Annotated in this window: 19 protein-coding genes; 15 read left to right on the top strand and 4 right to left on the bottom strand. The window is 62.1% G+C overall.

The window, feature by feature from the left end; all coding sequences use genetic code 11:
• Nucleotides 1–17 precede the first annotated feature (17 nt).
• Genes cobJ through cobG form a run of 4 tightly spaced genes read right to left on the bottom strand, consistent with a single transcriptional unit; the run spans nucleotide 18 to nucleotide 4,384 of the window.
• The gene (gene cobJ / locus P0Y58_05335; protein WEK31622.1) at nucleotides 18–1,715 is read right to left on the bottom strand and encodes a precorrin-3B C(17)-methyltransferase; all 1,698 of its coding nucleotides are present in this window, start codon (nucleotides 1,713–1,715) and stop codon (nucleotides 18–20) included.
• Nucleotides 1,703–2,434 (bottom strand): precorrin-2 C(20)-methyltransferase, encoded by a 732-nt coding sequence (locus P0Y58_05330; GenBank protein WEK31621.1) that lies wholly within the window; start codon nucleotides 2,432–2,434, stop codon nucleotides 1,703–1,705. Before P0Y58_05330 ends, cobJ begins: the two co-directional genes overlap by 13 nt.
• A complete protein-coding gene (locus P0Y58_05325; GenBank protein ID WEK31620.1) occupies nucleotides 2,434–3,060 on the bottom strand; it encodes a precorrin-8X methylmutase in 627 nt (208 codons plus the stop codon). The genes P0Y58_05330 and P0Y58_05325 overlap by 1 nt, the downstream gene beginning before the upstream one ends.
• The gene (gene cobG / locus P0Y58_05320; GenBank protein ID WEK31619.1) at nucleotides 3,053–4,384 is read right to left on the bottom strand and encodes a precorrin-3B synthase; all 1,332 of its coding nucleotides are present in this window, start codon (nucleotides 4,382–4,384) and stop codon (nucleotides 3,053–3,055) included. The genes P0Y58_05325 and cobG overlap by 8 nt, the downstream gene beginning before the upstream one ends.
• 243 nt (nucleotides 4,385–4,627) lie before the next feature.
• On the opposite strand from cobG, the gene cbiE reads away from it, so the two are divergent.
• From cbiE to urtA, 15 genes are all read left to right on the top strand, one after another.
• Entirely contained in the window at nucleotides 4,628–5,839 is a 1,212-nt protein-coding gene (gene cbiE / locus P0Y58_05315; protein ID WEK31618.1) for a precorrin-6y C5,15-methyltransferase (decarboxylating) subunit CbiE, read from the top strand.
• Nucleotides 5,832–6,926, top strand: coding sequence for a cobalt-precorrin-5B (C(1))-methyltransferase (locus P0Y58_05310; GenBank protein ID WEK31617.1), 1,095 nt, complete (start codon nucleotides 5,832–5,834; stop codon nucleotides 6,924–6,926). The genes cbiE and P0Y58_05310 overlap by 8 nt, the downstream gene beginning before the upstream one ends.
• On the top strand, nucleotides 6,923–7,642 hold the full coding sequence (locus P0Y58_05305) for a cobalt-precorrin-6A reductase (GenBank protein WEK31616.1): 720 nt from the start codon (nucleotides 6,923–6,925) through the stop codon (nucleotides 7,640–7,642). The genes P0Y58_05310 and P0Y58_05305 overlap by 4 nt, the downstream gene beginning before the upstream one ends.
• Before the next feature lie 93 nt (nucleotides 7,643–7,735).
• Nucleotides 7,736–7,966 carry a type II toxin-antitoxin system VapB family antitoxin gene (gene vapB / locus P0Y58_05300; protein WEK31615.1) on the top strand — a complete coding sequence of 77 codons (231 nt, stop codon included), beginning with the start codon at nucleotides 7,736–7,738 and terminating at the stop codon, nucleotides 7,964–7,966.
• Nucleotides 7,966–8,376: a tRNA(fMet)-specific endonuclease VapC gene (gene vapC, locus P0Y58_05295; GenBank protein WEK31614.1), complete on the top strand. Its 411-nt coding sequence runs from the start codon at nucleotides 7,966–7,968 to the stop codon at nucleotides 8,374–8,376. The genes vapB and vapC overlap by 1 nt, the downstream gene beginning before the upstream one ends.
• Nucleotides 8,377–8,506: 130 nt before the next feature.
• Nucleotides 8,507–8,944 (top strand): NfeD family protein, encoded by a 438-nt coding sequence (locus P0Y58_05290; protein ID WEK31613.1) that lies wholly within the window; start codon nucleotides 8,507–8,509, stop codon nucleotides 8,942–8,944.
• 26 nt (nucleotides 8,945–8,970) lie between these two features.
• A complete protein-coding gene (locus P0Y58_05285) occupies nucleotides 8,971–9,825 on the top strand; it encodes an SPFH/Band 7/PHB domain protein (protein WEK31612.1) in 855 nt (284 codons plus the stop codon).
• Between the two features lie 225 nt (nucleotides 9,826–10,050).
• The gene (locus tag P0Y58_05280; protein ID WEK31611.1) at nucleotides 10,051–10,440 is read left to right on the top strand and encodes a DUF2946 domain-containing protein; all 390 of its coding nucleotides are present in this window, start codon (nucleotides 10,051–10,053) and stop codon (nucleotides 10,438–10,440) included.
• Between the two features lie 46 nt (nucleotides 10,441–10,486).
• A complete protein-coding gene (locus P0Y58_05275) occupies nucleotides 10,487–10,972 on the top strand; it encodes a copper chaperone PCu(A)C (protein WEK31610.1) in 486 nt (161 codons plus the stop codon).
• Nucleotides 10,973–10,994: 22 nt separating this feature from the next.
• Nucleotides 10,995–11,426 (top strand): DUF2946 domain-containing protein, encoded by a 432-nt coding sequence (locus P0Y58_05270; GenBank protein WEK31609.1) that lies wholly within the window; start codon nucleotides 10,995–10,997, stop codon nucleotides 11,424–11,426.
• A gap of 66 nt (nucleotides 11,427–11,492) precedes the next feature.
• Nucleotides 11,493–13,559: a TonB-dependent copper receptor gene (locus P0Y58_05265; protein ID WEK31608.1), complete on the top strand. Its 2,067-nt coding sequence runs from the start codon at nucleotides 11,493–11,495 to the stop codon at nucleotides 13,557–13,559.
• Between the two features lie 58 nt (nucleotides 13,560–13,617).
• Nucleotides 13,618–14,985 carry a PepSY domain-containing protein gene (locus P0Y58_05260; GenBank protein ID WEK31607.1) on the top strand — a complete coding sequence of 456 codons (1,368 nt, stop codon included), beginning with the start codon at nucleotides 13,618–13,620 and terminating at the stop codon, nucleotides 14,983–14,985.
• A 237-nt stretch (nucleotides 14,986–15,222) separates the two neighbouring features.
• Entirely contained in the window at nucleotides 15,223–16,629 is a 1,407-nt protein-coding gene (gene cycA / locus P0Y58_05255; protein WEK31606.1) for a D-serine/D-alanine/glycine transporter, read from the top strand.
• A gap of 161 nt (nucleotides 16,630–16,790) precedes the next feature.
• On the top strand, nucleotides 16,791–23,792 hold the full coding sequence (locus P0Y58_05250; GenBank protein WEK31605.1) for a Tc toxin subunit A: 7,002 nt from the start codon (nucleotides 16,791–16,793) through the stop codon (nucleotides 23,790–23,792).
• 192 nt (nucleotides 23,793–23,984) lie between these two features.
• On the top strand, nucleotides 23,985–25,250 hold the full coding sequence (gene urtA / locus P0Y58_05245; GenBank protein ID WEK31604.1) for an urea ABC transporter substrate-binding protein: 1,266 nt from the start codon (nucleotides 23,985–23,987) through the stop codon (nucleotides 25,248–25,250).
• Nucleotides 25,251–25,276 lie beyond the last annotated feature (26 nt).

Here is a 25,276-nt window from a genome sequence, read left to right as displayed (position 1 = left end):
AAGGGTTTCCGACGCAACTAGCTGGCGGACGGGTACCAGCGCGGCGTGTAGGCCCACACCCCACCCGAGAGGCGAGGGAACACACAGGTTGTAGAGGAGCCGACCAACACCATGGTGCGCATATCGACCATTTCCGGCAGCAGTTCGGCCAAGGTGACTACCTTCAGCGTCTGCCCCGGCCTACCGATGTCACGGCCAAGGACTACAGGCGTGTTCCCCTCGCGATGCCGGCGCACCACCTCCAGCGCCACCCCTAACTGGTGCGGCCGAGCCTTGGAAATCGGGTTGTAGAATGCCAGCACCAGGTCGGCCTGGGCTGCCAGGTCCAGCCGTTTTTCAATGATCGACCAAGGCTTGAGGTTATCCGACAGCGACATCACGCAGAAGTCATGCCCCAGCGGTGCGCCTGCCTGGGCGGCCGTTGCGAGCGAAGCAGACACCCCGGGCAGGATCTCGAGGTCGACGCGATGCCACGCCGGGTCACTGGACTCGTGCAAGGCTTCAAGCACGGCGGCGGCCATGGCGAACACGCCAGGGTCACCCGACGACACCACCACCACCGAACGGCCTTGGGCCGCCAGTTCGAAGGCATGCCGGGCGCGCTGCATCTCTTCACGATTGTCGGTGCAGTGCATGATCTGGTCGTCACGAAACGGCCCGGCCATGCGCACGTAGGTTTCGTAGCCCAGTACATCTTCAGCCTGCGCAAGCTCGGCCTTGACCGCCGGCACCATCAACTCGGCAGCACCCGGGCCCAGGCCGATGACAGCCAGACGGCCACGGCGGCGGCCAACCTGTACCACCTCGACCGGGGCCGACGCCACGGCGATGACCACATCTGCCTGCTCGATCAATCGGGCTCCTGGCAATGCCGCGGCAACCATGCCAGCCACATTGTGCGGCTTGGCAGCGAAGCGCAGGGCAACACCCAAAGCCTGCGCAGCCTCATGCAGGGCACCGTCGGCCATGGCTTGTTCGTCCGCCAGCACGCAGGCAACGGCTGGCTCGGCGATGCCGGCCTGCTGCAATGCAGCACGAATACCATGCAGGTTGCCACCTGCAACACCCACTACCACCGAGCGCGGGTGGATCAACAGTTCGTCGCGGTTAGCCGGGCGGGCCTGGTGCCCCACATGAATGGTACGCCGGGCGTCTTCACTGGCAGGCAACTGCACTTGTTGCAGCCACGGTGCATCGCCCTCGATGCGCACCGACTCACCCGCCAGCAAATCAGAAACAAAGCGCTTGCCCTGCTCGATATCCGCCAAGGCATAACCTTGCGGCGGGTTAAGCAGGCAGGTGCCGAAACGCAGCTCGCCGCTGGTGGTGATCGCTGCGGCAACGCCCAACGCTTCGGCGATTTCGCGTGCCATCACGTTCACGCCACCCAGGCCACCGAGCAGCGGCACCACCGCACTGCCATCCTCGGCTACTGCCAGCACCGGCGGCTCGCTGCCTTTCTCGCTGAGCAGGCTGGCCAGGCTGCGAATGACGATGCCCGCCGCACACAGGGCGATGATCGGCGTGTCTTGCTGGTACAGCCCGCGCAGGGTATCGCCGAATGAGCTATACGACTGGTCCGCACCCTCGACACGCCCCTCCAGGCCGTGGATCGTGGCCTTTGGATAACATTGCTGTATACGCTGCGCCGTCGCCAGGCTGCCCGGGCCAAGGATGACGATCGCCGGTTCCTTGTGCATGCTCATCCCTGCCATTTTTCCCCCGGCACGATGATCAGCGAGAAGTACGGCGACGACTGCGGGTCAACCTGGTCCAGCGGCACGATCTTCTGGTTGGCCATGGTAGCCCGCTCCACATACAGCGCACGCCCGTCCAGGCCAAGTTCGGCCAGTACGTCACGTACTTTGGGGAAGTTGCGCCCAAGCTTCATGATCACCGCTGCATCGGCGTCGGCCAGGCGGCGCTTGAGCTCTTCGGCGGGCAGTACGCCAGACAATACCGACAGGCTCTGGTTGCGGTACACCAGCGGCGCGCCCAGTACCGAGGCGCCACCCAGCATCGAGCAGACGCCGGGGATTACTTGGGCCTCATAGCGCTGCGCCAAGCGGTCGTGCAGGTACATGTAGGACCCGTAGAAGAACGGGTCACCTTCGCAGATCACCGCCACATCGCGGCCGGCATCCAGATGCTCGGCCACCTGCACGCTGGCTTCGTCGTAGAAGTCGCTGATCACCTGCTCGTAGGAAAGCGGCGCCGGCAGGGCTTCGGTGGTTACCGGGTAAACCAGCGGCAGCAGCGTCTGCTCGGGTTGCAGGTGCGCCTCGATGATGCCGAAGGCGTTGCCCCGCTTGCCCTTGGCCACGAAGTAACCGACCACCGGTGCCTCGCGCAGCAGGCGCAAGGCCTTGAGGGTGATCAGTTCAGGGTCGCCAGGGCCCACGCCCAGGCCAAGCAGACGTCCACGCGGCGCCATCACTCCACCTCCGTGGCCAGGGCGTTGACCGCGGCGGCGGCCATCGCGCTACCGCCAAGGCGGCCTTGCATGATCACGAACGGCACCCCACGGCTGTCGGCAGCGAGCATTGCCTTGGACTCGGCAGCGCCGACGAACCCGACCGGAAAGCCGAGGATCAGCGCTGGCTTGGGTGCGCCAGCGTCGATCATCTCCAGCAGGTAGAACAGCGCGGTAGGCGCGTTGCCGATCACCACCACGCTGCCTTCCAGGTACGGGCGCCACAGCTCCAGGGCAACGGCGGAACGGGTATTGCCGGCGTCTTTGGCCAGGCCCGGTACGCTGGGGTCGCGTAGTGTGCAAATGACTTTGTTGTCCGCTGGCAGACGGGCCCGGGTGATGCCTTCGGCGACCATGTGCGCATCGCACAGGATCGGCGCGCCGTTGAGCAGCGCCTCGCGCCCTGCACGGCCAGCGCCCTCGGAGAACTGCAGGCCATCGATGGCATCGACCATGCCACAGGCGTGGATCACGCGTACGGCGAGCTTTTCGAGGTCTGCGGGGATCCGCTCAAGTCGAGCTTCCTCACGGATGATCCGGAAGGAATTGCGATAGATCTCCTGACCATCGCGGATGTAGTCAATCATCAAGGTGCTCCGTCGGCAGGTCGAGCATGGCGCCTGCTTCATTCAAGGTAAGGTCGGTGCCGCGCAGGGCGCCGAAGCCGGGCTGGCGCGCGTCACGCAAATAGAGGTCATAACGGCCCGGCGAGCGGGCCAGCAGGGTGGCCGGGGCAACATGGGCCACGGCGCAGGAACGGGGGCAGCCAGACAAGTGCACACTGGCGGGCACGCCGGGGCCCAGCAGCGCGGCCAGGGCAACGGCGTCGGCCTTGGTCTCGCCCAGGGCCTTGGCACAGCCGCTGGCGCCGGTGCAGGCACTGATGCGCGCCAGGGGTTCATGGTCGTGACACAGCAGGCCCAGCGCAGACAGTTGCGCCTGGGCCTGGTCGATGTGGTGTGCTGGCAGGTTGGTCAGCACGAGGCTTTGCCAAGGGCTGAGGCGCAGGCTGCCGTCGCCCCACTCACGGGCAATGCGCGCGGTGCCACGCAGCATGGCGGGGGTCAGACGGCCTTGCGGCGGGGCTACGCCAAGGGCCACGCCCTGCGCCTGCGGCAGCTTGCCCAGCCACGAGGCGCTGTGCTGTTCACGGCGCCAGGCGAGCACGGCGGCATCGCGGCGGATATCCAGGCCAAGCCCATCGACGAAATCGGTTGCCGAGTACACTTCAAGCAACTGGCGCATGCGCGACTGCGCCGGGGTTGCCAGGTCCAGAAAGCGCGCCAGCACCGCGTGCACCAGCCCAAGGCCCTGCGCCAATGGCACCGCGCCGAGTACCGGGCCATCGGCCGGGCAACCCGCCAGGCCGAACGCCAGCCAAGTCTGCTGCTCCAGGCGAAGGGCCGATAGCCACAGGTCGTGGGGGTGTTCAAGCATGGCCAGGTGTTCGCCGGCATCCAGCTGCACGGCAAACTTGGCCGACAACTGGTGAAAACGCGGGGTGCCTTCCAGCAGGTCGAGGATCTGCCCGGCCAACGGCCGTGCGTCCAGCAGCATCGCCGGGTCATGCCCGGCCAGCGGGCTGAGCATCAGGTTGCGCACATCGTCACCGGCCGCATCGCGCGGGCCCAGGCCGGCGGCGAGCAGGGTCTCGACCAAGGCGCGATGTTCATTGCCAATGCCGCGGATCTGCAGGTTGCCTCGGTTGGTGGCCTCGATCACGCCGCCGGCGAAGCGCTCGGCTGCCGTCGCCACTGCATCGGCCTGGTCGGCCAGCAGCAGGCCGCCCGGCAGCTTGATGCGGCAGATACCGCCATCACGGGCACTGACAATGCGCCATAACCCCGGGCAGGCCGAGGGGCGGGGCGAAACGTTGGGGGCATCGGCCTGGGTCAATGGGGTGTCCGGCAATCTGTGAAAATGCGCTTGAGTGTAGAAGGCGCGGTATTATGCCTGCTTTGTCCGGCGGCATGAAAAGCCGGTGGTCGAGCATGCTCGACGATTGAGTAGATAATCAGCACCGCGTCGCCCTTTTCGCGGGCATGCCCGCTCCCACAGGATCACCGCAGCCCTTGATGGTTGCGCAGTACCTGTGGGAGCGGGCGAGCCCGCGAAGGGGCGCGAAGCGGCCCCAGATATGGCGGAATGAAATACATGGCACCCTGGCTGACAGTTGTAGGCATCGGCGAAGACGGCTTCAGTGGCCTGGGCAAACAGGCCCGGCGCGCGCTGCTGGGCGCTGCGCGGATCTTCGGCAGCCCGCGCCAGCTGGCCTTGTTGCCACGCTGCATAACCGGCGAACGACTGAGCTGGCCAAGCCCCTTCTCCCTGACCCCGGTGTTGGCCCTGCGTGGCGAGCCGGTGTGCGTGCTGGCCAGCGGTGACCCGATGTTCTACGGCGTCGGCGCCAGCCTGGCGCGCCAGGTGCCTGCCGCTGAAATGCGTGTGCTGTCGATGCCCTCCTCCTGCGCCTTGGCGGCCGCCCGCCTGGGTTGGCCATTACAGGAGCTGCAAATGGTGTCGCTGGTGGCCCGGCCACTGGCAGCGCTGAATGCCCACTTGCATAGCGGTGCGCGCCTGCTGGTGCTGAGCAACGATGGCGACAGCCCGGCGGCCATTGCCGAGCTGCTGCGCGAGCGTGGCTTCGGGCCAAGCCGCCTGCGGGTTCTGGAACGCCTGGGTGGCCAGGAAGAGCGTGAGCTGGTCGGCACCGCTCATAACTGGCCACACACCGATATCGCGGCGCTCAACCTGGTGGCCATCGAATGCCTGGCCGCGCCCGATGCCCCACGCCTGCACCGGCTGGCCGGGCTGCCGGACAGCGCCTTCCGGCACGACGGCCAACTGACCAAGCGCGATGTCCGCGCCATCACCCTGGCACGCCTGGCACCGCAACCCGGCGAACTGTTGTGGGATGTGGGCGCGGGCTGTGGCTCGATCGGCATCGAATGGATGCGTGCCCACCCGGCCTGCCGCGCCCTGGCCATCGAGGCCGACGAAGGCCGCCAGGGTTTCATCGAATACAACCGCGATGCGCTGGGTGTACCCGGCCTGCAACTGGTCCGCGGCAAGGCGCCCGCTGCATTGGAGGATCTGGAGCAACCGGATGCAATCTTCATCGGCGGCGGCGTCACCCGCGAAGGTGTGCTCGACCGCTGCTGGGCAAACCTGCGCCCCGGTGGCCGACTGGTGGCCAACGCAGTGACTTTGCAAAGCGAACTGGCCCTGGCACATTTTCGCGAACAGCACGGTGGCGAGCTGACCCGCATCCATGTCGCTCATGCCCAACCCTTGGGCGCGTTCGACACCTGGCGCCAGGCGCTGCCGATCACCCTGCTGGAAGTGGTGAAACCTGTCGATGCGTGAAGAAACCCGTGAACAGCCCGCGCCTCTGCGCAGCGGCCTGACCACCGGCAGCTGCGCCACCGCCACCAGCCTGGCAGCCGCTCGCTTGCTGCTGATCGGCGAAAACAGCGACGCCGTCAGCATCACCCTGCCCAAAGGCAAGGTAGTGCAAATGCGTCTGGAATTCTGCCGGTTGACCGGCGAAAGCGCAGAAGCCGGCACGCTCAAAGACGCTGGCGACGACCCGGACGTGACCCACGGCGCCCTGCTCTACAGCCAGGTGCGCCTGCTGAGCGAACCGGGTATCTGCTTTGTCGCCGGGACCGGCGTCGGCACCGTGACCCGCCCGGGGCTTGTACTGGCGGTGGGTGAGCCGGCCATCAACCCGGTGCCACGGCGCATGATCACTGACCACCTGCAACGCCTGGCCGACGAATGCGGCTACCTCGGTGGCTTCGAGGTCACGGTCAATGTGCAGGGCGGCGACCAACTCGCCCTCAAGACCATGAACCCGCGCCTGGGCATCCTCGGCGGCCTGTCGATCCTCGGCACCAGTGGCATCGTGCGACCGTTCTCCTGTGCGGCCTATATCGCCTCGATCCATCAGGGCATCGATGTGGCCCACACCAATGGCTACACACACATTGCCGCCTGCACCGGCAACGCCAGTGAAGACACCATGCGCCGGGTCTACGGCCTGCCGGAAATCGCCCTGATCGAAATGGGCGACTTTGTCGGCGCGGTGCTCAAGCACCTGCGAAAGGTGCCAGTGCCGCGCCTGACCCTGTGCGGTGGCTTCGGCAAAATCAGCAAACTGGCCGCCGGGCACATGGACCTGCACAGCCGCCATTCCAGCATCGACCTGCCACAACTGGCCGGCTGGGCTGCAGATATTGGCGCGGGTGAAGCGCTGCAAGCCGCCATCATCGGCGCCAATACCAGCCAGCAAGCCCTGGCCATCGCACATGCAGCGGGCATCGCCCTTGGCGACGCAGTATGTGCCCACGCCTTGGCGTTCGCCCGCAGCGTGGTGCCGGCGCAGGTGCAAGTAGAGGTGTTCGCCATCGATCGCCAAGGCGGTATCGTTGGCCAGGCAGGTGTGCAATGACCGCGCGCATCCTGTTGTTGGGTGGCGTCACTGAAGCCCTTGCCATCGCCCGTCGCCTGGGCCCACAGCATGTCTATAGCCTGGCCGGTATCGGCCGCGTGCCGCAGGACCTGCAATGCCAGGTGCGGGTCGGCGGATTTGGCGGTGCCGAAGGCCTGGCCAGCTACTTGCGCGAGGCGGGCATCACCCTGCTGATCGATGCCACCCATCCCTATGCTGCGCAGATCAGCCGCAATGCTGCCAGCGCCGCACGCAATGCCGGCATCCCATGCTGGGCTTTGCGCCGCCGGGCCTGGCAGGCACAAACGGGGGACGACTGGCGCGAGGTCGAGGATTGGGCGGGGCTGATCGAAGCACTCAAGCCGTTTCGCAGACCGCTGTTCACGTTGGGGCGGGAGCCGCTGCAACATCTGGACGAGATTCCGCCCGAGCAATTCTGGACCCTGCGTGCGCTGGAGGCCTGCCCTGGCAACGACCGCTGCGAAGTGATTGGCGCGCGCGGGCCCTTTCATATCGAAGAGGAACGGGCGTTATTCCAGCGCCGCAGGATCGATGTGCTGATCAGCAAGAACAGCGGCAGCGTGGCGACCGAGCCGAAGCTGGAGGTGGCGCGGGAGCTTGGTGTGCCGGTATTGATCCTGAAGCGGCCAGTCCTGCCGCAGGTGGACCTGACGCTGGGACGCATGGAGGATGTTTTGGCCAGGCTTGGACTCTGAACACTTGCCCAGTCAAGCTGTATATCCCGTTGACATATACACCGCGACACCTAAACTTCAGTCACACATTTCCGCTTTTACTGGAGGCCCATTATGGAGCAAGGTGCTGTCTTCAAAAGCAACCGCAGCCAGGCCATCCGCTTGCCAAAGTCCGTCGCTCTTCCTGAAGACGTTACCCGCGTGGATATTGTGGCGATAGGCCGCACGCGCATCATCACGCCTGCAGGAGAATCATGGGACTGTTGGTTCGATGGTAGCGATGCCACGACGGATTACATGGCAAGCCGCGATCAACCCCCAGATCAGGAACGCGAAGGGTTTTAATGCTTAGGTACATGCTGGACACCAACATCTGCATTTTCACGATCAAAAACAAACCTCAAATCGTTCGCGAGGCATTCAACCGCCACCATGGTCAGCTGGCGATCAGTACAGTGACCTTGATGGAGTTGATTTATGGCGCAGAGAAGTCAGCCAACCCACAGCGAAATCTTACGGTCGTCGAGGGATTCGCTGCTCGCCTGGAAGTGCTTGACTACGATGACCATGCAGCAGCGCACACTGGCCAGCTGCGCTCAGAGCTGGCAAAGGCCGGCACGCCAATCGGCCCTTATGATCAGTTGATTGCCGGTCATGCTCGAGCGCTTGGCCTGATACTGGTAACAAACAACCTCCGTGAGTTCCAGCGTGTTCCTGGTTTACGGCTAGAAGATTGGCTGACTACACCCGCTTAAATCCTTCAGTACAGTTTTTTCCTACAACGCTAGTCGACTTTCCCCAGTGCAAACCCCGCTCAATCTAAATGGCCTTCGTGTCTCATGCTGCATTAAGCTTTAACCCCCTCCCCCGGAAGGTTTCACCCATATGGAAATGCAATGGTGGATCTGGCTGGTGTTCGGCATCGCGCTGATACTGCTCGAACTGGTCCTGCCGACGTTCTTCATCCTCTGGTTCGGCATCGGTGCCGTACTGGTTTCGCTCATCTCGCTGGCCGCGCCCAGCCTGCAGTTGGATATGCAGGTGCTGCTGTGGGTGCTGCTGTCGTCGGTCACCACGGCGTTGTGGTTCCAGTTGTTCCGGCGCAAACAACCGGATGTGCGCTGGACTGCCGACAGCGTCATAGGCGAAGTAGGCTTGCTGACCGCTGGCGTATCGGAGTTCCAGAAAGGCCGCGTGCGCTTCCAGAAACCGATCCTCGGCAACGAAGAGTGGACGTGCGTCGCCGACAGTGAAATCCCGGCAGGTGAGCGGGTACGCCTGACTGCCATCGAGGGGAACACCGCCCGCGTCATCCGGGCTTGAATCCGCACTAAAAGGAAGTTCGCATCATGACCAGCCTTATTGTCGTCGGGGCCATTGCCCTGTTCGTCCTGATCACCGTGTTCAAGGGGGTACGCATCGTGCCCCAGGGCGAGGAATGGATCGTCGAGCGCCTTGGCCGTTACAACAACACGCTAAAGCCCGGCCTGAACATCGTCATCCCGTATGTGGACGTAGTCGCCTACCGCTTGCCAACCAAGGACATCATCCTCGATGTGCAGCAGCAGGAAATCATCACCAAGGACAACGCGGTGATCGTCGCCAACGCCCTGTGTTTTGCCAAGGTCGTAGACCCGCAAAAGGCTTCCTACGGTGTGCAGAACTACGCCTTTGCGGTCACCAGCCTGACCATGACCTCGCTGCGTGCCATTGTCGGCGCCATGGACCTGGACGAGGCCCTGTCCAGCCGCGAGCAGATCAAGGCACGCCTGCGCGATGCAATGTCCGAACAGACCGAAGACTGGGGCGTGACAGTGCGTTCGGTGGAAATCCAGGACATCAAGCCTTCGGAAAACATGCAACTGGCCATGGAGCGCCAAGCCGCGGCCGAGCGTGAGCGCAAGGCCGATGTGACCCGCGCCGAAGGGGCCAAGCAGGCGGCGATCCTGGAAGCAGAAGCGCGCCTGCAGGCGGCCAAGCTGGATGCCGAAGCGCAGGTCAGCCTGGCCGAGGCCTCGGCGCGGGCGATTTCGTTGGTGAAAGAAGCGGTGGGCAACGAGACGGTGCCGGCAATGTACTTGCTGGGCGAGCGCTATATCGGGGCCATGGAAAACCTGGCGGGCAGCAACAATGCCAAGGTCGTGGTGTTGCCGGCGGACCTGCAAGAGACCGTGCGCGGGTTGATGGGCCGCAACAAGGCCTGATAATCCCGGGGCCGCTTTGCGGCCCATTCGCGGGGCAAGCCCGCTCCCACAGGTAATGCGTCAATTTCCAAATCAGCGCGGTCCCTGTGGGAGCGGGCTTGCCCCGCGAATGGGCTGCGGAGCAGCCCCAGACACCACCGCGCCTGCGTCACTTCACCGCACCCCGCCATTTTTACCTATACTCCGCCTTACAATACCCACCACGATTCCTGACCGGATCTCTCCATGCCCCCACGTCGGCACATCGCCTGGATAGCCTGCCTAGCAGTGCTGTTCAACCTGCTGGCCATGCCGCTGGCCTCTGCCGTGCCCAAGGGCCCGGCCGAGCAGCTGCTGTGGGGGGCCTTCTGTTCCAGCATGGCCAACAAGGCCAAGGTTGATGTTCAGGCCCTGGCCAAGATCGACCTCGGCCCGCAAAGCGACGACAGCGCCAGCATGATGAACTGCTGGTGCTGCTCGGGCGCCGCGCCGCTGCTGGCCCTGCCCGGCTATCCGCCGCAGTTGCACAACCCGCCGACACTGCTCGGCGCATTGCTGCCGCCACCCGCCAATTACCACGCCACGCCGCGCCAACTCTGGCCCGCGCTAAACCCCCGTGCCTCTCCACTGGTCTGAGTTCATCACGCTGTCTGCCTGAACCTGAACAGAACGGAGATTCACCATGCTCAAGCACGCCCTCGTCATGGCCGCCCTGCTGCTGCCCGGCGCCTTTGCCAATGCCCACGAATACAGCGTGGGCGACCTGCACATCGCCCACCCCTGGTCGCTGCAGTTGCCCCCCAACGCCCCTAATGTCGCCGCGTATTTCGTGGTGCACAACAACGGCAAGGCCGATGACCGCCTGCTTAGCGTCGACAGCCCCATCAGCGATGACGCCCAACTGCACGAGCACGCCATGAGCGCCAGCGGTGCCATGAAAATGCAGCAAGTACCCAGCGTGGTAGTGCCTGCCGGCAAGGACCTGACCTTCGCCCCCAGCGCCTACCATGTAATGCTGATGCAGCCCAAAGACCGCAGCCTGCTCGTTGACGGTAAGCGCTTCCCGTTGACCCTGCACTTCGAGAAGGCCGGCGATGTCACGGTCGAAGTGGCCGTGCAGAAGCAGGCGCCGACGGACCAGCCGCAAGCCCACGAACACGCGCACTGACACCTGCTGACAGGCACTCGCCATGAGCCTGCCGCGCAACAGCATCAGCCGTACCACCCGCCCTGACCGCAGGCGCGCCGGTGGCGGATGGCTAAGCCTGTTCGCCATGTGGATGATCTTCATCGGCCCGCTGATTTCCCAGTCGATGCCGATGGACCACCACGCCGGCATGAGCATGCCGATGGACATGCCGATGGCGGCTGCCCATCAGCATGGCGGCGACACCCATCACGGCCACGGCGGCGATGGCCAGTTGCATGTGATGTGGGAAAAGTGCGGTTACTGCAGCCTGTTGTTCAACTGCCCGGCCCTGCCCCAGGCCCTCAGCCCGCTCAGCGCCGGCAGCGTCACACCCACCAGCCACCTGCTTGCGCCAACTCACCAGGGCCATGCCCGGCAGGCTGTATTCCCCGGTGCGCGCAGCCGCGCCCCACCTTCCTCGATCTACGTCTGAAAGCACAATTTGCGCACGGAGCCAGGAGGCTTCGCGCTAACTCATGACTGATCGACTGGAATCATTATGTCCGGCTGCACCCCTGTTTTTGCCTTGTCCCTGCGTGGGACCCTCGCCGCCGTGTGCGGCTCGCTGCTCGCGCCCGTGGCCCTGGCCGCCGACCCTGGCCATGAAGGCCATGCGCACGATGCACCCGAGCTGAGCCCGACGGTAATCACCGCCGTAGCCCCGAGTTCGCCGCTGACCGTGGTCACCAACCCGAAAGACCCGCGCCAGCCAGTGCCGGCCAGCGACGGTGCCGACTACCTGAAGACCATCCCTGGCTTTTCGGCGATCCGTGCCGGTGGCACCAACGGCGACCCGGTACTGCGCGGCATGTTCGGCTCACGCCTGAACATCCTCACCAACGGCGGCCTGATGCTGGGCGCCTGCCCCAACCGCATGGACGCACCCACCTCTTACATTTCGCCAGAAACCTACGACCGCCTGACTGTCATCAAGGGCCCGCAAAGCGTGATCTGGGGCCCTGGCGGCTCGGCAGGCACCATCCTCTTCGAGCGTGAACCCGAGAAGTTCGGCACCCTCGGCAGCCGCGTGAACGCCAGCTTGCTCGCGGGCTCCCACGGCCGCTTCGACAAGGTGCTGGATGCCGCTGCCGGCAACAGCCAGGCCTACGCCCGCTTCGTCGGCAACCAGTCACGCTCGGACGACTACCATGACGGCAACAACGACACCGTGCCGTCACGCTGGGAGAAATGGAATGGCGATGTCGCCCTCGGCTGGACGCCCGATCAGGACACCCTGCTGGAGCTCACCGCCGGCAAGGGCGATGGCGAGGCCCGCTATGCCGGGCGCGGCATGGACGGCTCGCAGTTCAAGCGCGAAAGCCTGGGCCTGCGTTTTGAAAAGTCCAACCTCGGCGAGGTGCTCGACAAGGTCGAGGCGCAGGTCTACTACAACTACGCCGACCATGTGATGGACAACTACAGCCTGCGCACGCCCTCGGGCAGCGGCATGATGGGCATGCCGATGGTCAGCAATGTCGACCGCCGCACCCTGGGCGCGCGCATCAAGGCCACCTGGCGCTGGGCCGACGTGCAACTGATCAGCGGCATCGACGCGCAAACCAACGAACATCGCCAGCGTGGCGGCATGGGCGTAGACGCGCACAAGGCCCAGGCCTGGACCAAGGACGCCGACTTCCACAACTACGGCGCCTTCAGCGAACTGACCTGGTACCTCAGCGGCGAAGACCGCTTGATCAGCGGTGCCCGCCTGGACCGCGCCTCAGCCCGTGACTTCCGGCAAGGTGGCGCCACCGAAGGCGACACCCGCGCCGACACTCTGCCCAGCGGTTTCATTCGCTACGAGCACGACCTGGCAGCCATCCCGGCTACCGCCTACATCGGCCTCGGCCATGCCCAGCGCTTCCCCGACTACTGGGAGCTGTTCTCGCCCAAGCTGGCACCGCCCGGGGCGGCCAATGCGTTTGACGGTATCAAACCGGAGAAGACCACCCAGCTCGACTTTGGCATCCAGTACCGCACCGAGCGCCTGGAAGCCTGGGCTTCGGGCTATGTCGGGCAAATCCGTGACTACATCCTGTTCGACTACCGCACCGGCATGATGGGCATGAGCACTTCCCAGGCACAGAACATCGACGCCCGCATCATGGGCGGCGAACTGGGCGCCGCCTACCAACTGACTGAAAACTGGAAGGCCGACGGCACGCTGGCCTACGCTTGGGGCAAGAACAGCAGTGATGGCAAAGCGCTACCGCAAATGCCGCCCCTGGAAAGCCGGCTGGGCCTGACCTACAGCCGCGATGTATGGAGCGTGGGCGCACTGTGGCGGCTGGTGGCGGCACAGAACCGTATCGCCGAGAACCAGGGCAACGTGGTCGGCAAGGACTACGAAAAAAGCGCCGGTTTTGGCGTGTTCTCGCTCAACGGCGCCTACAAGGTGAACAACAGCCTCAAGCTCAGCGCAGGGGTCGACAACCTGTTCGGCAAAGCCTACGCCGAGCACTTGAACCTGGCCGGGAACGCCGGGTTCGGCTACCCGGCTACAGATCCACAGCCGGTCAACGAGCCAGGCAGGACCTTCTGGACCAAGGTCGATTTCAGCTTCTGACAACAACAACGGGCGCAGCGTCGGTTGCGCCCATCTGCTGGTCAAACAGGAGGTTCCCATGAGAGGAACACGCACCAATTTCTATAACCTGGCCTGGCGTTGGCACTTCTATGCGGGGTTGTTCGTGGCTCCGTTCATGATCCTGTTGGCGATTACCGGGATCATCTACCTGTTCAAGCCGCAGCTCGACCCGCTGCTGTACCGCGACCTGATGGTGGTCGAAGCCGGCCACCACCGACAGGGCGCAGATGCACTGCTGGCCGAAGTCCGCCAGGCCTATCCCAAGGGCCACGTCGGCCAGTACCTGCCACCGCTGAACGCTGAGCGCAGCGCACAGTTCGTGGTGCATGACGGCGGCCGCGAACTGAACGTGTTCGTCAACCCCTACAGCGGCAAGGTGCTTGGCGAGCAAGACGGCAAGCAGAACCTGCAAGCCATTGCCCGCGCCCTGCATGGCGAGCTGATGGTTGGCACGGTCGGTGACCGCCTGGTGGAACTGGCCGCTGGCTGGGGCATCGTGCTGGTGGTGTCGGGCCTGTACTTGTGGTGGCCACGCGGGCGCAATGGTGCTGGCGTGCTGTGGCCACGGATATCGGCTCGCGGCCGGCTGTTCTGGCGCGACCTGCACGCGGTAACCGGCTTCTGGGGTTCGGCCTTGCTGCTGCTGATGCTGGTCAGCGGCATGACCTGGACCGGCCTGTGGGGCAAGCAGCACGCCGATCTGTGGAACCGCTTCCCCGCAGCCATGTGGAACGACGTGCCCAAATCGGACCAACAGGCCGGTGAATTGAACAGCGCACACCGCCAGACCGTGCCCTGGGCGATGGAAAACACACCGATGCCGCAGTCTGGTGCACACGCCGAACACGCCGGGCACCACATGATGTCGGACATGCCCGCAGCGCCCCAGGTGAGCGTGCAGCAGGTCGAAGACCTCGCCACGTCCCGCCAGGTGGAGCCGGGCTACAGCATTACCCTGCCGACTACGGCAGACGGTGTTTTCACCATTGCTGTTTTCGCTGACGACCCGCGCAACGACGCCACCCTGCATGTGGACCAGTACACCGGCAAGGTGCTGGCCGATGTGCGCTGGCAGGATTACAGCCCGGTCGCCCGGGCCACCGAAGTGGGGGTAATGCTGCATGAAGGCAAGATGTTCGGGGCATTCAACCAGATCGTCATCCTGCTGGTGTGCCTGATGATTCTGCTGGGCTCGGTGAGCGGGCTGGTGATGTGGTGGAAGCGCCGGCCCGAAGGTGGGCTGGGCGTGCCGCCGTTGCGCCATGACCTGCCGCGCTGGAAGGCGGCAGTGGGGGTGATGCTGTTGCTCGGAGTGATGTTCCCGCTGGTGGGGGTGTCGATGGTGGTGATGTGGGTAGTGGACAGCCTGGTGGTGAGGCGCCGCCGAGAACTGGCCAGCGCCTGAATTTTGTATTGCCTGTACCGGCCTCTTCGCGGGCTTGCCCGCTCCCACAGGTTCTGCACTGCGCCTGAGGGCAGCAGGATACCTGTGGGAGCGGGCGAGCCCGCGAAGAGGCCGGCACAGGCGAAACGCTGCTACCCAAATGTAGAGTCGATCTGTCGCGCCCCGAACGGGAACCCGCGTGTTAGCCTAGCCGGCTACCTCTGACAAGAAGACTGACCTTACAAGGGAATGCAGCGTATGACGCAAACCTCACCCACAGCGCCAGATGATCAGCATCTGCAGCGCAACCTGACCAACCGCCACATCCAGTTGATCGCCATCGGCGGCGCGATCGGTACCGGCCTGTTCATGGGCTCGGGCAAGACCATCAGCCTGGCCGGGCCGTCGATCATCTTCGTCTACATGATCATCGGCTTCATGCTGTTCTTCGTCATGCGCGCCATGGGCGAACTGCTGCTGTCGAACCTCAACTACAAGTCGTTCATCGATTTTTCCGCCGACCTGCTGGGCCCCTGGGCCGGTTACTTCACCGGCTGGACCTACTGGTTCTGCTGGGTGGTCACCGGTATCGCCGACGTGGTCGCCATTGCCGCCTACACGCAGTTCTGGTTCCCCGACCTGCCGCAGTGGATACCGGCACTGACCTGCGTGGGGCTGCTGCTGTCGCTGAACCTGGTGACGGTGAAAATGTTCGGCGAGATGGAGTTCTGGTTCGCCCTGGTCAAGATCATCGCCATCCTCGGTCTGGTCGCTACCGGCCTGTATATGGTCATCACCGGCTTCACCTCGCCCAGCGGGCGTACTGCACAGCTGGCTAACCTGTGGAATGACAGCGGCATGTTCCCCCACGGGCTGATGGGCTTCTTCGCCGGGTTCCAGATCGCCGTGTTCGCGTTCGTCGGCATCGAGCTGGTGGGTACTACCGCCGCCGAAGCGAAAAACCCGGAGCGTACCCTGCCACGGGCGATCAACTCGATCCCGATCCGCATCATCGTGTTCTACGTGCTCGCGCTGATCGCAATCATGGCGGTGACCCCATGGCGCGATGTGGTGCCTGGCAAGAGCCCGTTCGTCGAGCTGTTCGTGCTGGCCGGCCTGCCAGCGGCGGCGAGCATCATCAACTTCGTGGTGCTGACCTCGGCGGCATCGTCGGCCAACAGCGGCGTGTTCTCCACCAGCCGCATGCTCTTCGGCCTGGCGCAGGAAGGTGACGCGCCACGCGCGTTCGAGAAACTGTCGAGCCGATCGGTGCCGGCCAACGGCCTGTACTTCTCCTGCATCTGCCTGCTGCTGGGCGCGGTGCTGATCTATCTGGTGCCGAACGTGATCGAAGCGTTCACCCTGGTGACCACCGTTTCGGCGGTGCTGTTCATGTTCGTCTGGACGCTGATTCTGCTGTCGTACCTGAAGTACCGCAAAAACCGCGCGGCACTGCACCAGGCGTCGAAGTACAAAATGCCGGGCGGGCGCTTCATGTGCTACGTGTGCCTGGTGTTCTTTGCTTTTATCCTGGTGTTGCTCAGCCTGGAGGCGGATACGCGCTCGGCGCTGGTCGTCACGCCAATCTGGTTCCTGCTGCTGGCAGTGACCTACCAGTTCGTACGCAGCAGGCGCCATCCACGCACGGCTGTGCGTAACGGCTGATTCTGCAAGGGCTGCTTTGCAGCCCATCGCGGCGCAAAGCCGCTCCCACATTGTGGACCTGATATTTTTGCCAGTTGTCGCTCCCCCGCCGTAGCCCTCAAATACTCCCAGACCGCGATGTATGGCAATGACCATCCTCACCCGTCAGGGAGTACGCCCGCATGACCGAGCAATCCGCCAGCGCCCACACCTACGCCAAACTGTTCCCCGAACAATTGGCCAACCCCTGCAGCCCCGATGCGCCCGAATCGAACACAGGGCCCATCGCTTATCTGCACGCCCTCTACCAGAAGGGCCTGGAGATGGAGGGGGCCAGCACGAACACCAGCCGCCTGACACTTGCGCATCGGCGCCCGGACATCGGCGCACTGCTGCTCGACCCCGGCAAACTGGAGCAACCCGTCAGTGCGCTGACCCTGGCCATTCGCGCCCTCACGCACCATGCGCAGGACCGTGCCGGGCCAACGGCTTACCTGCCCGAGGTGCTGGCCAGCGCAGGCCAGCACGCCAACCTGCCGTTCAACTATGCCCACGAGCAAGTCAAGGCGGTGCTCCAGTACAAGCAAATTCCGTACTTCGAACTTCTACAGCAGACGCAGTACAGCTACCCCAGCTTCTGCTACGAGGGGTTGCGCAGCGATGAGCTGCGCCAGGTCATGCGTAACGCCAGCGGTTTCAGCCCGGCCCTGCAAGCGTTATTGCTGGAAGAAAAACCCCTGCGTAAGACCGGCGACGATTGGCGCAAGTGGTACGGCATGGCCGACATCGACGCCAAAAAGGCCACTGCTTCGTTGCTAGACGTCGAGACATTCGGCCGCCGAACCGGGCTGAGCTTTGAGCAAATACTGGAAATGCTGGCCGTGGCCGGGATCGATGACAATGCTGCCGCCAGCTACAGCCTGGTGCGCAGCTCAAATGCCTACCGTCCCGCCGGTAAGCCTGTGCTGGACAGGTTCCATTACGGCGCGGCATACATCAATGCACGTCGAAGCACGCCACTTACGATCAAGGATGCCTTGCCAGGGGCGGGTATCAAACCTCAGCTCGACTCGCTCGATTACGACTGCCTGTCGCGCATGTACCAGATGATCCACCTGCAACGGGCGCTGGCACTGCCATTCAACGACGTAGACTTGCTGTTGACGTCGATCCTGCGGGCCGAAGGTCAGGTCGGCAACTGGCACCTGACGCCCTCCACCCTCCGGGCCATAGGGGTTTTCCGCTACCTGAACGAGGCCTACGGCATCAGCGCCGAGCAGTTCGCCGCCCTGGTGTGTGAAGTCAGCCCGTTTGCGGTTGGCGAGCAGGTACCCATGCTCGACCGGGTACTCGATGGCCCTGGTGCCGGGCAGCTCGACACACTCAACCCACTGATCCTCGACGACCGCGCATTTGACCCGGCTGATGGCGAGGACGGCCAGTTCAAGGTCGTGCCAGCACTGGCCAAGGCCTTGGGGGTGGATGAGCAGGCAACACGGGTGTACCTCGCACAGGTCAAGCAGGCACAAGGGCTGGAAACGCTCAGTGTTTCGCTGGCCTTGCTCTCAGCGCTGTATCGCCTAAGCCGTTTGTATCGCCTGTTCCAGCGCTCCGCCCGCGAGGCAAGCGCACTGATTGCGCTGTTGGCGACAAGCGGCGCCGACGTGCTAGCCCAGTTGGCCGGTACCCCGCTGATCAGTGATGCCCGCGGTAGCGATGTGCTCGACACCCTGGTCGCGCTTGGCAACCTCGACCAGTGGCTGCGTCAACAGCAGATCCTGCCCAGTGTTCTACTGGCGGCCTTGGCACCCATACCCACAACGGAAGTGGCGCTTGGCAGCTCGCTGCTCGATACGCTCCAGGCGCAACAGGAAATGATCAAAGTCGCGCTGCAGCCCAAAGCGGATGAAAGCCAGCAGCAAGAGTTGATCGCAACCCTGGTGATGATGATTTTTGGGTATCAACGGGCTGAGTCCGGCGTTAGCCGGCAGCATGTCCCTTCACTGCTGAGCTGGGCCGGTAAGACAGCGGCAGAGGTGCTGCAGTCAGCAATCGTGTTAATCGGTAAGACTGGCGAGGTCTCAGCCCAGACAGGGACCAAGGCCGAGAAAGAGGCCAAGGCCCGGTTGGAGGCAACCCAGTTGTGGTTCAAACTCGGACGCCGCTTCGCGCTTGTTACCCTGCTGCGCTTGAGCCCGGGTGCTCTCCAGGCGCTGTCTGACAACCCGGAATGGTTCGACCTGGAAAAAACGTCAGACAAGGCCATCAACCTGGATCTGTGTTATCAGCTCAGTCGCTTCCGGGCGTGGGTCGAAGTGTGCAGGGCAAATGGCAGCGATGAGCGTGACGCCACCAATTATCTGAGCAGCCACCGTTTCACGACCGATTCAAAAAAGGTTTCCCAAGCTGCCAGCGTACTAGCCACCTTGATAGGCTGGCCCGAGAATGAAGTGGAAGTGGCCTGCCCAAACATTTTTGAAACTGTGACGGTTGAAGATACAAGGCCAACCTTTGATGACTTTCTGAAAACGCTCTCGCAGACTGAAAAGTCTCGCTACGAGAAACTGAAATTTGCGGAAGCACTCAAGCAATTTGTCATTCGCCGAACGGGGGCCTATTCCTCCGCTCGAGATGCCCAGGGTTTTAATGACAAACTGATTGAGTTTCTTAATAACAACCCAGGGCCGCTACTGGTCAATCAGGAACAATATAAAAAAGGGTACAAGCCTGACTACTGGGCAGCAGAGTGGGAAAAAACCCAAACAGATGTTCAGTATGGTTACTTCCCTATTACCATGGAAGCGCTGGCGGGCATGCCTCAAACGGTCAGTCGCCTGGTCGGCACGCCCTGCGTGCCCAGCACAATCAGCGATATCGACTACATCCTGCGGCTGAAACGCCTCAGCGAGAAAACCGGCCTGGCCTGCAACTCGCTGCTAAGTCTCAGTGAACTCAACGAAACCTCGCCATACCGCGAATTCGAAGGCGCCAGCCAGTTACTCATGGCCGCCACCGATGACGCCCTGCGCGAAGCGCTGGACAAACAGATGCGCGAACGCTGGCGTGACGCACTGGCCGGCTATTTGATCGCACACTGGGCACCGCCCGAGCCTGACGCCAAGCCCACCGTGGCTACCTTCGATGACCTGTCAAGTTACTGCCTGACCGACATCCGGGTCAGCAGCGAGGTGACCACCACGCAGCTCAACCAGGCCATCGGCAGCCTGCAACACTACCTTTCACGGCTGTATGCGCGGCTCGAGCCGGGGTATAGCGACACCGGCCCCTCTGGTGAGGCTCAGGCCGAGTGGCAGCATGGGTTGGGGCAGTACGGTACGTGGAAACGCCTGATCGACCGCTACAACCACCCCGCCAACCTCATCTACTACGCCAACCGGACCAACAAGAGCGTGGCGTTCCAGGAACTGGAGGTGGCGCTCAATCAAGGCAAGATGGACACGTCGCTGCTGCACACCGCCATCTGCACCTACCTGGCCAAGTTCGAACGGGTCAGCAACCTGCAAGTGATCAGCGGTTACCTGGATGGACATGACCCCAAGCAGGACACCTACCATCTTATTGCCAAGACCAATACCACACCCCACGAGTACTACTGGCGAACTCTGGACATCAGCCTGCGTGACGATCAGAACCGGCTCAGCCCGCTGGCCTGGAGCGAGTGGGAGAAAATCGACCTGGCACCTGCCGGCGAAATAACCCAAAGCAAATCGAGAGACAAGCTTCACGACACCGTCCGCCCGGTGGTCATTGCCGGTCGCCGTTATGTGTTCTGGGTGGAGCGGGGCAGCACCGACTTGCCCGATGGCGCAAAACCAAACAAGACGTTGCCGGACAAACGCAAGTTGTCGGTGAACTTCATATTCCAACAGAGTGATGCGACCTGGAGCACCAGCAATGAACTGTTCTGCCTGAATGGCTATAAAAATGGAGCATGGGATGAAAACCTCACAAAAGACGTGAGCTTCATGCCCGGTTTGATCGTGGTTGTCCAGGAAACCAGTGAGGATGGGCTGTGGCTGACGGCGCTAATGCATGATAGCGCCAAGCCATTGGAAAAAGGCAAAACACCTGAGCTTATCCGGAATACCGACTACTACCTTGAAGCACGCGACCTCCTGCTGTTAGAAAATAAAAAAATCAATGACGAAAACGCAGATAAACTCTGTGAGTCATTACTCACTTCTTACATAAACGCAAACGACATCCAACACCCTTACAACGGCAGCCCCACCTATTTGGCACTTGCCAGCTACAGCCTAATACGCGCTGAAGTCATCGCAAAATTCTCTTCCCCAGACAATAAAAAAATCGAATTTCAAATAAACGGATGTACGGAGCCAGGGAATAAATCCGGTATAGCTGAAAAAAACCCTGATAACACTGAAATCAAAGTAGAAATTTTTGGCGACGGCAAATCAATTTTTAAAGATCAACGTCTCTTCCCATTTGTACACTACACCTTGACAACCGACATCGACGTCGGGACGTACAAACAATTTAAAATAGTTGTCACGCACCGCCTATATAAAAAACATAAAAGTCATACGGGGAATTGGCGCTGGGATTTCGATCATGAAGAAACAATGGGGACTTCAGTATTCGAAATACGGCCAATCACCAAGGCTGACGAGGTCTGGACTGTTTCCATTGCATCCAATGATAACCAGGCACAATATCTCGACCTTAGCCATGTTGAAAAACTTGAACCTGCCTTGCCAACGCACAAGATCCGCCTCAATACGCTGTTCGGCAAGAACCTGGTCGCGCGCGCTAGCCAAGGCGTCGAGCAGGTGCTGGCCTGGGACACGCAGAAACTGCAAGAACCGGACCTTGAGTCGGGCCCGCCTGTCGACATGGACTTGCACGGCGCCAACGCTCTTTATTTCCGTGAGTTGTTCCTGCATGTGCCCGCCCTTGTGGCCATGCGCCTGACCGAGCAACAACAGTTCGAAGAGGCCGAAGACTGGTACCTGCGTTACCTGTTCAACCCATACCGGACCAAAGCCGATGCGCAAGGCCGACCCGCGCCCTGGGGTACCCGCCCGCTTGCCCAGGGAGGGACCTTGAGTTCGGCCCTGCGCAAGGGTGTCGACCCGATCAGTCGGGTGTTCACCTTGTCGCGTCACTACCAACAGGCGATTTACCTGTCGCTGCTGGAGAACTGGCAATTGCAGGGCGACCACTTCTACCGCCAGCTCACCCTCAGCACGCTGAACCAGGCCTGGCTGTGCTACCAGCAGGCGCAGCAATTGCTCGGCCCGCTACCCGAGGGCAGCAATGCCTCGCGCTGGAACACGGTAACGTTGGCCTCGGTCGACGGCGGCGCTTTCCGCCGGCCACTCAATGGCCGGGTGCTCGATCTGCACCAGACCCTGCAAAGCCGCATGTACAACCTGCGCCATGGGCTCACTCTCGATGGCAAGCAGCTGCCTGCGCTGGACTGGAACAGCGAAAGCCTGGACGCATTCGACAATGGGCGAGGCGGCGTGAGCAACCTGCCAATCCCCTACCGCAGTGGCCAGGTTGATATTCCGCACTACCGCTTCCGTCAACTGCTACCTCTCGCCAGGGCAGCCGCCCAGCAGCTGTCGGACTTCGGCCGGCACTACATGAGTTTGATGGAGGAAGAGTTCAACACAAGTTTGGCAGTGCAGTTGAAAGCCCAAGATATCAAGATAGCCGACTTTGCGATTCGCTTGCAGAAAGAGGCCATCAGCGGCGTTGGGGCCAAGAAAAAGGTACTGCTGCTCAGCCGCGACAAAGTACTGGCGCAGAAAGAGTTCTTGAGCGATCTCATTGATGTGGGTCGCTCCCCTGAAGAGGAAAGCGCAACGGCGTTCACCTGGATCGGAAATACCTTCAGGGTCACCTCGCAAATCTTGAACACTTGCTCCGGTACGGTCGCGACGGTAACACCGACCATCTTCGGGCTAGCGCTCGGGGGTACCGAACCTAAAGGTGTGCTGCAAGCATTTGCCGAGGACTTCATTACAGCAGGCATGATAGCAGACGCTATGGCCGCAGAGTTGAAGACCCAAGCAGATTACAACCGCCGTGCTGCCGAATGGGCATTTAACAAAGCCCAGACCGAATGGGACCTAAAAATAATCGATCAGCAACTGAAAGAAACCAACATCGAACTCAACGCCAGCACCATCGCCCTTGCACAGTGCGAGCAGGCGCGTATCAACGAGCAAGAAACCTACGTCTCCATGACAACCGGGTTCACCATCATCCCCGTGTATAACTGGCTGGTGGCACGCCAGGAGTATATCTATGGCGTTGCCTACGACGCTGTACGCTCACTGTGCTTGAGTGTCGAAGCCGCCTGGCGCTACGAAATCGGTGACTACCGGCGTGACAGTTTCATTGATACCAGTGCCTGGCGCGATAACTACAAAGGCATGCTGGTGGGTGAATCGCTGCTGGTGAACTTGCAACAGATGGAGAATGAGTACCTTGCCCGAAACGAACGGCGATTGACCATCAAGAAGTCGTTCAGCCTCAAGAAAAAACTGGACAGTGATGCGACCAAGCCAGAAGAAAAGTGGGCCGGCATTTTCAATGCGGACGCCAAGCGCACCACCCCGCTGACCCACAGCTTCGAGTTCAAGGCTGATGACTTCGACAAAAGTTACCCGGGCCAGTACCTTCGCCAACTGAAATATGTGTCTGTCACGCTGGTATTCAAGGCAGACAAAAAGGTGGAAGAGCTGTGTGCAATCCTCAAGCAAACAGGTAGCGCTACGCTGCTGGAGCCCGACAAGAATGCAGCCCGCTCGTTCTACCCAGGCAATGACAGCGAGAAGAAAATAAAGGACGCGCGTGAAAACCCTAGGCTGGTACTGCGCAACCCCCGCGAAAACCAGCAGATCGCGTTGTCGTCGACCGTGGCCGAAGATGGGCTTGGCTACGATGCCGGTACCTGGGTGTATGAACTGATGTTCCACGATGGCCGTTACTTGCCGTTCGAAGGCACCGGCGCCATCTCGCAATGGACGCTGGAGCTATTGGGCGACGAGGACTTGCTCAAAGACCTTTCGATCATCGAGGACATACGGTTCAACATGGTGTACACGGCAAAGGCGGGTGATGACGAGTTCGTCAAGGAGATAGGCAAGATCAGAAAAGAGCCCGCTACAGCGAAGAAGGATAATACGTAACAGGTGATGGCCCCGGGGCCGCTGCGCGGCCCCAATCCTGTGCACACAAATCCCCCAGGCACCAACCTGGCCCGCGCAAACGCCCCAACACCTCGCACAACCCCTCTATCCCGCCGCTTTTGCCACTAGGCACACCCCTTGCAACACCCCTCCCCGCTTGCCCAACACAAAAAAACCCAGCGGAGAGAGCACATGAAGCGTCGCAGTCTGATCAAGGCCTTTACCCTTAGCGCATCGATTGCCGCAATGGGCCTGAGCTGGAGTATCCAGGCCGCCGAAACCATCAAGGTCGGCATCCTGCATTCGCTTTCCGGGACCATGGCCATTTCCGAGACGTCGCTCAAGGACATGGCGCTCATGACCATCGACGAGATCAACGCCAAGGGTGGCGTGAACGGCAAGATGCTCGAACCGGTGGTAGTCGACCCGGCCTCCAACTGGCCGCTGTTCGCTGAAAAGAGCCGCCAGCTGCTGACCCAGGACAAGGTCGCGGTGGTATTCGGCTGCTGGACCTCGGTGTCGCGCAAATCGGTGCTGCCGGTGTTCGAGGAGCTCAACGGCCTGTTGTTCTACCCGGTGCAGTACGAGGGTGAAGAGATGTCGCCCAACGTGTTCTACACCGGCGCCGCGCCCAACCAGCAGGCAATCCCGGCCGTTGAGTACGTGATGAGCGAAGACGGCGGCAGCGCCAAGCGCTTCTTCCTGTTGGGCACCGACTACGTCTACCCGCGCACCACCAACAAGATCCTGCGCGCCTTCCTGCACAGCAAAGGCGTGGCCGACAAGGACATCGAAGAGGTGTACACGCCATTTGGCCACGCCGATTACCAGACCATCGTCGCCAACATCAAGAAGTTCTCCGCCGGCGGCAAGACTGCAGTCATCTCAACCGTCAACGGCGACTCCAACGTGCCGTTCTACAAGGAACTGGCCAACCAGGGCCTGAAGGCCACCGACGTGCCGGTGGTAGCATTCTCGGTGGGTGAAGAAGAACTGCGCGGCATCGACACCAAGCCGCTGGTGGGCCACCTGGCGGCGTGGAACTACTTCGAGTCGGTGGATAATCCGGTCAACCAGAAGTTCGTCGCCGACTGGAAAGCCTACGCCAAGGCCAAGGGCCTGCCAGGTGCCGACAAGGCGGTGACCAACGACCCGATGGAGGCCACCTACGTGGGTATCCACATGTGGGCGCAGGCCGCCGAGAAGGCCAAGTCCACCGATGTCGACAAAGTGCGCGAAGCGCTGGCCGGGCAGAGCTTTAAAGCACCGTCGGGCTTCACCCTGACCATGGACAAGACCAACCACCACCTGCACAAGCCGGTGATGATCGGCGAGATCCAGGATGACGGGCAGTTCAGTGTGGTGTGGGAAACCGAGCAACCGCTGCGGGCGCAGCCTTGGAGCCCGTTCATTCCGGGCAATGACAAGCGGCCTGATTACGCCGTGAAAGGTAACTGAGTGTACGGGCCGCTATGCGGCCCATT

The sequence above is a fragment of the Candidatus Pseudomonas phytovorans genome (assembly GCA_029202525.1).
GTDB classification, from domain to species: Bacteria; Pseudomonadota; Gammaproteobacteria; order Pseudomonadales; family Pseudomonadaceae; genus Aquipseudomonas; species Aquipseudomonas phytovorans.
Note: the sequence above shows the minus strand (reverse complement) of the source record. Positions and strands in the feature narration are given on the sequence as shown.